A 10696-nucleotide genomic window follows, 5' to 3' on the forward strand; every position below is an offset into this window, starting at 1 on the left:
TCCCTTATTGTGGAGATGCGTATTTTTCAATAATTGACCAGTTGGATTGCTGAACGAAAACCCCGTGATTTCGATTGTGGCCAATCCCGGCCACATAGGATCCGACGCTGACGAAGATTCGTATGGCATCGGGCACCGTGTCCAAGGTCTCCATCACGCCATCCCTGAAACGGCCGAAGTCGACCATGACGGAATAATAGCCACTGGTGAGACGGATCTCGGGGATGATGCACTCGATCATTCCCCTGCCCTCGACCAGCAAGGCCTGTCCGGTATGAGTGCTGTGAATGGTCATCGCCCGATCGGCGGTCATCTCGGAAAACAGTAGGGCAAAATAGCCGTCCGGCTCGATCCCATCATTATGGTAGTCGATACGCACGCGCATGCCTTCACCGGTATGGAAGACGGCGGTCTCTCCCCCGTCCAGTCGGCTGAGGGCGATTGCCTGGATCACATAGCTGCGCGGGCGCTCGAAATTATCGCGGTCGGCCAGGTCGGCGTGGGTCGTCAGCTTCTCCTCGACGCTGGCGTCGCTGGCGTTCTCGTCAGTGGGCAAGGCGTATACGAGCTGGCGGTAATGAATGGAGGCATCCCCGGAGGAGCCGTAGAAAAGCGGCGCCCCCTGATCCAACAGAAGCGCCTTGTCGCAGAAGCGTTCTATCGCCCAGGGACTATGGCTGACGAACAGTACGGTGCGACCGTCATGCAGAATGCGCTCCATCGCCTCGATACATTTCTTCTGGAAGCCGGCATCACCGACCGCCATCACCTCGTCCAGGATGAGGATCTCGGTCCGAAGATGGATGGCGACGGAAAAGGCTAGTCGAACATACATGCCGCTGGAATAATGCTTAACTGGAGTGTCGATGAACTTAGCGAGTTCGGCAAAGTCGACGATGGAATCGAACTGCCGCATCACCTCGGCACGCTTTATTCCCAGCAAGCTGCCGTTGAGGAAAACATTTTCACGACCGGTCAGATCGGGATGGAATCCGGTTCCCACCTCAAGCAGCGACCCAATGGTGCCATAGAGGCGAGCCATGCCGACGGTCGGCTCCACGACCCCTGCCAGCATCTTAAGCAGAGTGCTCTTTCCCGAGCCGTTGCGGCCGATGATGCCGAGCGCCTCGCCTTCATGGAGCGTGAAGGAGACGTCCTTGAGCGCCCAGTAGTCGGCGCCTGTCGTCTTCGCGCGTCGGAATGGGTTAGTGACGGCCCGCCACAGTGAGCCGCCAGCCACGTCGGACGGATCCTCGCCGACGCCGATATGGTATCGCTTGCCCAGCCCCTCAACGATTACCGCTGGCCGCCCACCTGTCATTCGTAGTCTACCGTCTCTTGCTCGTGGCGGCGAAATACCATCCAGCCGATGACCAGGGTGGTCAGGGCGATCATCCAGGCGGCGGTGAACTGCCAAGTGAATTCAACGGGCTTGCCCAGCAGCGACCAGCGCAGGCCCTCGACCATCCAATAGGTCGGGTTGATCTGGTAGTATGGACGAAGCCAGTCGGGCACCAGTGATGGACTGTAGACAATCGGCGTCAAGTACATCCACACCTGCAACCCCAGAGTGATGACATAGGTGATGTCGCGGAACCGGACGATCACCACCGCCGAGAGCATCCCGATGCCGAGCCCCAAGATCAGCCCCAGGATCAGGAAGGTCGGCAGCATGATAATTTGCGGCGTCAGCGAATAGCCGGACAGCAGCATTACCACCAGTAGCAAGAGCAGCATCATGCCGGTATCGACCAGGGTTTTGATCACCGAAGCCAGAGGCAGCAGGATGCGGGGAAAATAGATCTTGGATATGAGGCCCATGTTCTCATGCAGGCTCTGCGAGCTGTCTTGGATGACGCGCGAGAAGAATGTCCATGGGAGCAGTGCCGATAGCACGAAAACCGGATAGGGGATTCCGTCCGACGGCAACCTGAACAACATGCCGAAGAACACGCTGATGAGGATCATCTGAGCCAGGGGTTCGAAAAGAACCCACAAGACACCCAGCGCCATTTGGCGATACCGCGGCCCCAGATTGCGCCAAACAAGGGTCAGAAACAATTCGCGGTAAGCGAAGGCTTCCCTGATCCCCAATTCCCTGTGCACGGTTCGGCCAGCCGCAACGACCCGAACCGGTCTGTCATCAGTAGGGGCAAGGATGACGGTACTCTTCATGGGAACAGGGTGGTTTCCGGTGCAAAAATGCCGATTATTTTCTTTGGCATGATCCCCTCGGCGTCCGTGTGATTGAACCGCTGGACACTACCAGTCGGACTGCTGCCGGTACAAGCCGCTCGGTGCGAATTTCTTGAACTAGGAGCCAAGTCCGCTTAGCTTGGCTTCTCCTCGCCGAACATGCTTGCCAAGGTCGATACGGCAGTTCCAAGATATCGTGGACCATGTCCCCAATAAATTCAGGCACCATTACGAACACACAAGGCCGCGCTTGCCGTGGGCCGCTCTGGCTGGTTCGGAGCGAAATCGGGCAAGAATCGTGGGACGCTCTGATCCATGCGTCGCCCGATGGTGGAATGGACGGATTGTGGGCGTGGCAAGTCATGGTGTCCGACGTTACCGCGTGGCATGTCTTGGATCTCAGTTTCGGTGCGGTGGAGAACGGCGCCTTGGTTGCGGCGGTCCCGCTCTCTTTCAGTCCTGACGGCGGCTGCTTGGCTTCCCCTTGGTTTGGCGCGTCGGGACCGGTAATCGCGGAAGGGCTGCATTGGCGTCAACAACGACGTCTGCTCGTGGCCATCATGGACCGGGTGCGCCAACTGGCTGCCGAGCATGGCGCCCGCTCTGTTGAATTTTCGCTTAGTCCGACATCACCCCGCTCCCTCGCCAATCGCTGGGGCATCAATCCACTCGCTGCGTTTGGGCTCAAGGACGTCTCGACACAATCACGGCTAATAGACCTCACATTAGGGGAAGCAGCTCTGTGGGAGGGTTTGTCCAAGGATTCCCGTTATCAGGTCCGGCGGGCGAGGGCAGCCGGATACACGGTAGAGCGTCGGCCGTGGGGCGAAATGCTGGACGACTACTACCGCACCCATGTTGAAACCTATCAACGCACCGGGGCTTCCCCCCATCCCAAAGCCTATTTTGACGGTGTGGCGCGCCTGATGGCGGCACAGGGCCGTGCGGAGCTTTGGGTCGGCCTAGCGGCGGGCAAAACGCCGGTAGCATTCCAGAATATTGCCCGTTTCGATGGCCGGTTTAAATATTGGACAGGGTGTTCGAGTGGCGAACATTTGGATTCGGGGGTCAATTATCTCCTTATGTGGTCGGCTATCGCGTCTGCTGCGACGGAAAATGGGCAGTGGTTCGAGATGGGGGAAACCTTCCCCGGCGAGGTGTCGAGCAAGAACGCCGGCCTGACGACCTTCAAGTCGAAATTTGGTGGCGAGGATCACCGGTCCTTCAAGGGAAGAATTGACTTTCCTCCTCCTGCCGAGGTGCCGACGCCGAGGCCCGATGCGCCGATTTACACGCCTCCGCAGGAGAGTTGGGTCATGATCGCGACCGATTTCTTGCGGCTGGGTAAAAGAATCGTGGCGCGATCCGTGGGGCTTGGCCGGGCGTTACGTTGGCAGCGCAGGATGAGGCGACTGGCATCTTTGCTGCTGCATCCATTTCAGCTCGACGGATGTGGGCGGCCTGAATGGACCAGCCCGGCAGATGCCGAAGCCGCTTTGCGGCGAACCTATTCGGCGGGGACAATCTATAAGGTCGATGACATTTGTGCGCTGCCAATCGGCTCGGGTATTTCATATTCGGATCGAGTGCTCGAGGCCAAATTGGATGCCGTGCGATCGTCGTGCTCGGGCGACGGTGTGGTGGTCGATCTGTGTTGCGCTACGGGCGCGCATCTTATGGCGCTGTCAGATCGGTTTCGTCGAGGAATCGGGATCGACTTCAGCGTGCCTTTCATCATCGACGCCGAGCGCCGTCGTCGGCAACAGGGCATCCAATCCGTGTCCTTCCTTGTGGGATCGGCCCGCGCCATTCCGATCACCTCCGGCAGTGTCGATACTGTCTATTGCTTGTCGGCCCTGTACCAGATTCCGGAGGTTGAGGAGGTTTTCGTCGAAGTGTCGCGGATCCTGGCGCCGGGTGGCCGGTTCGTCGTCGAAATCGGCATAGCGCCCAGCCTCAACCAGATGGTTTGCGCTGCCCAGCCGAACCTCCCCCAACTCCATCTGCTGACCTTGCCCGCCGCGTTGGCCATGCTGCGCCGACTGGGCCTGTCGGTGGCGACACACCGAAGCTTCCAGCTTTTACCCATGTGGGGGGATCGCCCCAAATGGCTGAAGCCTTTGCTTTCCCAGCCGGTTGTCCGTTTTCTGATGCGCGATATCAATGGCCGGATGCTTGAAGAGCGTCTTGCCAGCCTTCCTGGACTGAAATATTTCGCGTTCCGACACCTGATTGTCTGCGTCAAGTCATAGCGGGATCACCGTCCGCCACTAGGTAAGACTATTCCGCAGGCCGTCTTCGAAAACGCCCGGCTGCATCAGGAACGTCCGGAGTTCTTGGCGGGTTAGGAACGGCTGGCTCTCCGATACATATGTGTCGCTTACCGGCCGGGAGGTGTCACCCAGATAGCCATAAGGCACGGCCTCTATCATGGTGCGAAAGGCTGGCAGGATGACGAAAAATCCGTCGTCGATGTCATAGGCGCGGCCAGATTCCTCCCCATTCAGTAATTCCTCAAACAGCTTCTCACCCACTCTCACCCCCACCCGCTCTATCTGAATCGTCGTGGGAGCGTGGCCGAAATGGGGAGCGAGCATGGCGCACATTTCCTCCGCCAGATCGCTAATGCGGATGACAGGCATCTTGGTTACGAACACCTCGCCGCCACAAGCCATCATCATGGACCGAATCAGAACGGAGACCGCCTCATCCAACGTCATCACAAAGCGGGTCATACGTTCGTCGGTCAAAGTCACAGGCCCCCCATTGGCAATCTGTTGGGTAAACAGGGGAATGACAGATCCCTGGGATCCCGCGACATTACCGAATCGGGTGGAGGAGAAGATCGTCCGGTTCGGCCCTTTTGTCAGCGTATTGGCCGATGTGATCAAGCGTTCGCCCATCAGCTTGGAGGTGCCCATGACATTGGTGGGATTCACGGCCTTGTCAGAGCTGGTGAAAATCACTCGCCGAACCGAATTGTCTACTGCCGCATTGATGAGGTTCTGAACGCCATTAATATTGGTCTGGACCGCCTGTGACGGGCTGCGTTCGCAAAGTGGGACGTGCTTGAAGGCCGCCGCGTGGAAGACAAAATCGATATCCACCAGCATGCGGCGCATGTGATCCGGGTCGCGGACATCGCAAAGGAACGGAGAGTATCGCGGTTCGCATCGGTACCGTTCGCCCTCCAGGAAGAGCGAGCTTTCATTGTTGTCCAGGGCACGCAATTCGGCGATCGGCAACTTTAGCAAGGTTTTGGCCAAGCATTTCCCAACCGTCCCCGCAGCCCCGGTAATCGCAATACGAGAATTGTTAAAAAAGGTCTGTTCCACGGCCTTGCTCCTCCGACATCCCGAGGTTTAGACAGAATGTCTGCAATTTGGCAAGATTGCATTCGCTCGACGATCCCATCCGGGTTGCCGCGGTCGACGGGGGTCTTTATTCTCCTCCCAGATCGCTTCCCGCGCATGAACGCTAGGACATCATCATGGCAGGCTTGTCGCATCCGCCTTCCGCTAGTGCGGGTGTTTCGGGGGCACGCCGCCGCGTGGCGTGCATCAGCATCGACGTGGAAGGCGACCACTCTTGTCCGGACAAGCGGATTCGCCTGCTGGAAAGCCGGGACAAGGTGCTCTCTCTGACCCGGCTTCTTGAAGCGCGGAAGGTGCCGCTGACTGTGTTCATGGTCATGTCACTGGCGGATCGGTATCGGATGGCCCTCGAAAAAATAGCCGGCGCAGTTCCGACGGAATTCGCCGTCCACTCATTCAGCCATGATCTCCATCGGGCGGCCTCGCTCGACGAGATTCAGAGGGCGCGCGATGAATATATCCGCCAATGGGGCGTCGCCCCACGTGGCTACCGCGCTCCCAGCGGCCTTATCGACAAGCCAGGATTGCGGCGGTTGATGGATGCGGGTTTCGAATACGATTCGAGCATATTTCCAACTCGCCGGTTCGACGAGTTCGGCTATGATAATGCCCACTATCCTCGCATGCCGTTTGAATTCACCCACGATGATCGGCGGCTGATGGAAATGCCAATCGCAACTCTTCGTGGCATTCGTCTCCCATATGGGCTGACCTATGTGAAGCTATTGGGCATGGGGGCCTATCGGTTGCTCCTACCCGTGTTTCCCCTGCCTGAGATCGCGGTGGTTCATTTTCATCCTTGCGACCTGTATTTCAACGAGATTGCGAATAACGTCAGAGGGTGGAAGCGGCATGCCCATTTGCGAAACGCCTGCAATGCGACAAGCCTGCTGGCGGCCATGATCGATGCCCTGGCAGAACGAGGGTATGAATTTGTTCAGATGGGTCAACTGGTCACCGAGTTGAAGATATTGGGCGGATTGCGCATCTATGATCTCGATCATCCCACCCAATCTCCCTTTGGAAGGACACGTGCATAGGGTTGTGAAAAATGCTTGAAGACGAGCATAGCCCCAAGCTATTCTTTGTCGTTTGCAGCAAATTTTGCTCAAAGCAGTGTGTGAAACGAAATGTCCATAGAAGTTTTATTGGTATATCTCCCGACAAAATTCGGTAGCGGCAAGTCGTATGGATTGCCCCCATTGGGAATTTTCTATATGGCTGCAAACTTGAACCGCCGAGGTATTTCTGCCCGGGTTCTTGATGCCAGCATCAAGGGGCTGAGTCTTGAGAATACCCTTGCACAGATCAAGGCGCTGAACCCCAAGGTTCTCGGGTTCAGCGTTCTCACGGCCCACCTGGAAAGCTTCGTCACGATCCTTAATCATCTCAAGACCAACGCTTGGCCGGGTTTCATCGTTGCTGGTGGCGCTCATTTTAACGACACCCGTGATGAGTTATTCGAATATGCCGACATTGATTACGCCATGTACGGCGAATGTGACGAAGCCTTCCCTATCTTGGTGAAAAGTCTACTGGGAGGCGGGGGCGTAGATCAGGTTCCGAATCTGATCTATCGCAAGGAAGGGGGGGTGGCAATTAATCCGGCCTTGCCCTTCCTGGGTGAACTGGATGACCTGCCATTTCCCAATCTTGCCGATGGCTTGTATCGTGACTACGCCATGATTTATGGGCGCCGTTCGCACGCGATGAGCATCATGTGCAGTCGGGGATGCCCATATCTATGCACATTCTGCGATGTTCACTCGATATGGGGGCGGAAGGTGAGGAGTAGGAGCCCTAATAATGTTGTTAACGAGATACAATTTAATATAAATACATATGGAATACGGGAATTTTTTTTTAGAGATAGCACATTCACCTTAAATTTTAAATGGGTTAACTCTCTTATGGAGGAAATTGAGCGACGTGGTCTCGATTTCGTTTGGCATTGCAATGCGAGAGTCGATCGGATTGATGAGACACTTTTAAACCGAATGAAGCGCAATGGCTTGGTTTGCATTTCATATGGCGTGGAGTCGGGCAATCAGGCCGTGCTTGATCGGATGAAGAAGGATGTTAAGGTGGAAGAGATCGTTGCGGCATTCGAGCTGACCGACAAGATCGGACTTCAAGCCAACGCATTCCTGATGATCGGCAATCCGGGTGACAGTCCCGAGACCGTCGCCGATACCATGGATCTTGCCCTCCGCATCCCTGCCACCTTCATCGATGTCGGTCCCACCGTGGCCTATCCCGGGACCGAGACTTATTCCGTCGCCGTGGCCGAAAATCTGATTGCCGATCCCAAGTGGTATCTCAAGGACGGATTTTTGGGGCGGCGGGTGAAGGGGGTTATTTCCGACGCCAGCAGGGGGCAGCTCAATATTCCCGGGTTCTCTCCCGAGGCTCAGTGCAAAGCTTGCCGCCAAATCGCCAGTTCCTTCTATTTCCGGCCCATCGCGGTTTGGCGGATCTTGTTCAAGAACTTCAATGTCTGGGTGTTCTGGCGGTCATTGAAATTCTTGCCGGCGTTTCTTGGTTTCGTACGTGCTCCGCGCTAGCCCGTCTTGTTCACCGGGGCACTGACGTGGGTTGGCGGATGTAGCGTAAGGCGCTGATACGGCATAAGATTTTGTTGTCTAGACACAATCTTTGCCAAGTGCCGAGAGGCCACACCCGCCATGACCGAAAATAGCCTGCTGCCATTCTCGTTGCCAGCGGTTCACCGTGACCGTCGCAAAGAGATTGGTTGATCTGGGGTCGGACTTGCGGATACATGGATTCCCGCTTGCGCGGGAATGATGACTGGATTTTCGGAACTTCTCTCTTTTACTCGATTACCCTGAAACATATCCAGCCACGATTTCTTGACCGATCTTGGCTGCTCATCGATAGTCTCGGGCGATTCGCCGATACTGAATATCCGAAGGAATTTGCCATGGTGGGCCGTCCGCTATTCCAATTCATTTGCGCTATCGTGGCGTTTCTCGGTGTTCTGGCCCTATTCGGGATGACCGGCGTCGCGGCGGGCTCTGAGCCATCGGCGACCGACGACTTGAGCCGTACCACGAGGGAGTGGCTGGCCAACATCCCGGATTACGAATTACGATTTTTTGAACGCCTGAAACAGGTCGAAGGCGTTAGCGAGATACAAACCATTATTCTTCTCGTCGCGGTCGTCGCCCTGCTGCTGCTCGGGGGTACCGTCATCATGTTTTTTCGGACGCTCGAGCGCCGCATCGCCGCATTGCCAGGGGCTCGCCCTCAGTCACGTCTGAGCAGGAAAATTCGCCTACTTTTTGTCATGTGGCGCCAGAAGAGACTAGAGGATCAATTCTCGAGAATTGCAGCAATTCAAGAAAAATATCCAGACATTACGCCACAGGTGTCGAACTTTCGTGTGGAACTTAATGAAATTTCCGTTGAAATTGAACGCGCACGCCAGCGAAAATTCTAAGAGAGTCCGGCAATATGCTGTTTAATTCCTATGAGTTTCTTATTGGATTCCTTCCACTTTGCCTTGCCCTGACTTGTGCCGCCCGCCGGTTTGGGCGGCTGCCGGCACTTTCGATCCTGGTTCTGGTGTCCCTTGGCTTCTATGCGTTGTGGGAAGCTCAATACATCTTGCTATTGCTTTCATCAATATTTTTCAATTATTTGATGGGAAATCTGGTCCACGCCACCCGCCTCCGCGCCGTGGTCTTGAGCGGCGTCTTAGTCAATCTGGCGATCCTGGGCTATTTCAAGTACCGAATCTTCTTCGGAGAACTGTCTGGTTTGCACTCAGCAGAAGCTCTGGTGGTTCCGTTGGGAATTTCATTTTACACCTTCCACCAGATTAGCTTTCTGATTGATGTCAATCGCAAGAATATCTCGCCCAGAGGCTTTTCCGAATACCTCCTCTACGTCACGTTCTTTCCCCAATTGATCGCCGGCCCCATTGTCCGATTCACTGAAGTCATTGGGCAGTTTAAGACAGCCTCGGCTTTCACCCCGCGCGCCATCAATTTTGCCGTCGGATTTACCATGATAGCCGCGGGCCTGTTCAAGAAGCAGATCCTCGCTGATACCTTCGCAGGCTATGCTCGGCCGGTCTTCGCGCTGGCGGAAACCTCGGCCTCGGTAACCATGATCGAATCCTGGACCGGCATCCTGGCCTATACGCTGCAAATCTATTTTGATTTTTCGGGTTACTCGGACATGGCCCTGGGCATCGCCCGAATTTTTGGCATTCGCTTGCCAGTAAATTTCAACTCTCCTTACAAGGCGACCAGCATCATAGACTTCTGGCGGCGCTGGCATATTTCGCTATCACGCTTTCTGCGCGACTACCTGTATGTTGTCATCGGCGGAAATCGCGGCGGCAGGATCAGACGCTATATCAATGTCATGATCGTGATGCTGCTCGGTGGTCTGTGGCATGGAGCTGACTGGACTTTTGTTCTGTGGGGCGGCATGCATGGTGGCATGCTTTTGATTAACCATGCTTGGCGCGACCTAGGCGGCGGCAAGGCACGCCACCTGCGTATCCCACCGGCCTTTGCTTGGTTCATCACCTTTTTGGGGGTGATGCTGGCCTGGACCCTATTCCGAGCCGAGAGCGTCCATGGCGCGCTCAATCTCTGGCAAGGCATGCTTGGCATCAATGGGCGCATGGCCCTGCATGACGTCGATAAGCAGACTCTTGGCGACCTGGGTCCGATCCTGGAAGCCATCGGGTTTCATTGGATCAATGCCGAGCAGGTGTCCCGCGCCTTTCCCACTCAAACGACGTTCCTCTGGTTCGCAGCAGGTCTGTTCATTTGCCTGGGGCTTCCCAATACCCAAGCGTGGTTGCGTCGTTATCGTCCGGCTTGTAGCCTTGTCTATGGCGACCTTGATGCGCGCAGCGTCGCGGATTTCGTCTCAATCTCCCTAAGGTGGCGTCCGACCGTACCATGGGCATTGCTCACGGCGGCCATGCTGATCTACGCCATCTTTCATTTCGGAAATACCAGCGAATTCATATATTGGCAATTTTAGTATTTTTTGACTATCCACCGCGATGCCTTGGCTGTCGTGGCTCTGGCCGTCGTGGCTCTGGCGGAATCGGTGAGCGGCAACCAGCTATTTATTAGCAAAAT

At 55.9% G+C, this 10696-nt stretch carries 8 protein-coding genes; 5 read left to right on the forward strand and 3 right to left on the reverse strand.

Going from position 1 to position 10696, the window contains the following annotated elements; translation table 11 throughout:
* Window positions 1–4: 4 nt before the first annotated feature.
* Both CU669_RS11025 and CU669_RS11030 read right to left on the reverse strand, forming a co-directional pair.
* On the reverse strand, window positions 5–1321 hold the full coding sequence (locus tag CU669_RS11025; RefSeq protein WP_112144607.1) for an ABC transporter ATP-binding protein: 1317 nt from the start codon (window positions 1319–1321) through the stop codon (window positions 5–7).
* On the reverse strand, window positions 1318–2175 hold the full coding sequence (locus CU669_RS11030) for an ABC transporter permease (protein ID WP_112144609.1): 858 nt from the start codon (window positions 2173–2175) through the stop codon (window positions 1318–1320). The genes CU669_RS11025 and CU669_RS11030 overlap by 4 nt, the downstream gene beginning before the upstream one ends.
* A gap of 383 nt (window positions 2176–2558) precedes the next feature.
* On the opposite strand from CU669_RS11030, the gene CU669_RS11035 reads away from it, so the two are divergent.
* Window positions 2559–4448 carry a GNAT family N-acetyltransferase gene (locus CU669_RS11035; RefSeq protein WP_161539643.1) on the forward strand — a complete coding sequence of 630 codons (1890 nt, stop codon included), beginning with the start codon at window positions 2559–2561 and terminating at the stop codon, window positions 4446–4448.
* Between the two features lie 18 nt (window positions 4449–4466).
* Here the strand turns inward: CU669_RS11035 and CU669_RS11040 are convergent, their stop codons facing one another.
* Window positions 4467–5531 carry a polysaccharide biosynthesis protein gene (locus CU669_RS11040; RefSeq protein WP_112144613.1) on the reverse strand — a complete coding sequence of 355 codons (1065 nt, stop codon included), beginning with the start codon at window positions 5529–5531 and terminating at the stop codon, window positions 4467–4469.
* Window positions 5532–5686: 155 nt separating this feature from the next.
* Here CU669_RS11040 and CU669_RS11045 point away from each other — a divergent pair, with 155 nt between their 5' ends.
* The 4 genes from CU669_RS11045 to CU669_RS11060 all read left to right on the forward strand — a co-directional run bounded on the left by CU669_RS11045 (window position 5687) and on the right by CU669_RS11060 (window position 10595).
* On the forward strand, window positions 5687–6610 hold the full coding sequence (locus CU669_RS11045) for a polysaccharide deacetylase family protein (protein WP_112144615.1): 924 nt from the start codon (window positions 5687–5689) through the stop codon (window positions 6608–6610).
* A gap of 90 nt (window positions 6611–6700) precedes the next feature.
* Entirely contained in the window at window positions 6701–8134 is a 1434-nt protein-coding gene (locus tag CU669_RS11050; protein ID WP_112144616.1) for a B12-binding domain-containing radical SAM protein, read from the forward strand.
* Window positions 8135–8361: 227 nt separating this feature from the next.
* The gene (locus CU669_RS11055; RefSeq protein WP_161539645.1) at window positions 8362–9030 is read left to right on the forward strand and encodes a hypothetical protein; all 669 of its coding nucleotides are present in this window, start codon (window positions 8362–8364) and stop codon (window positions 9028–9030) included.
* Window positions 9031–9044: 14 nt separating this feature from the next.
* Window positions 9045–10595 (forward strand): MBOAT family O-acyltransferase, encoded by a 1551-nt coding sequence (locus tag CU669_RS11060; RefSeq protein ID WP_112144620.1) that lies wholly within the window; start codon window positions 9045–9047, stop codon window positions 10593–10595.
* The last annotated feature ends 101 nt before the right edge of the window (window positions 10596–10696 follow it).

It is taken from the genome of Paramagnetospirillum kuznetsovii (assembly GCF_003284725.1).
Lineage (GTDB): Bacteria > Pseudomonadota > Alphaproteobacteria > Rhodospirillales > Magnetospirillaceae > Phaeospirillum > Phaeospirillum kuznetsovii.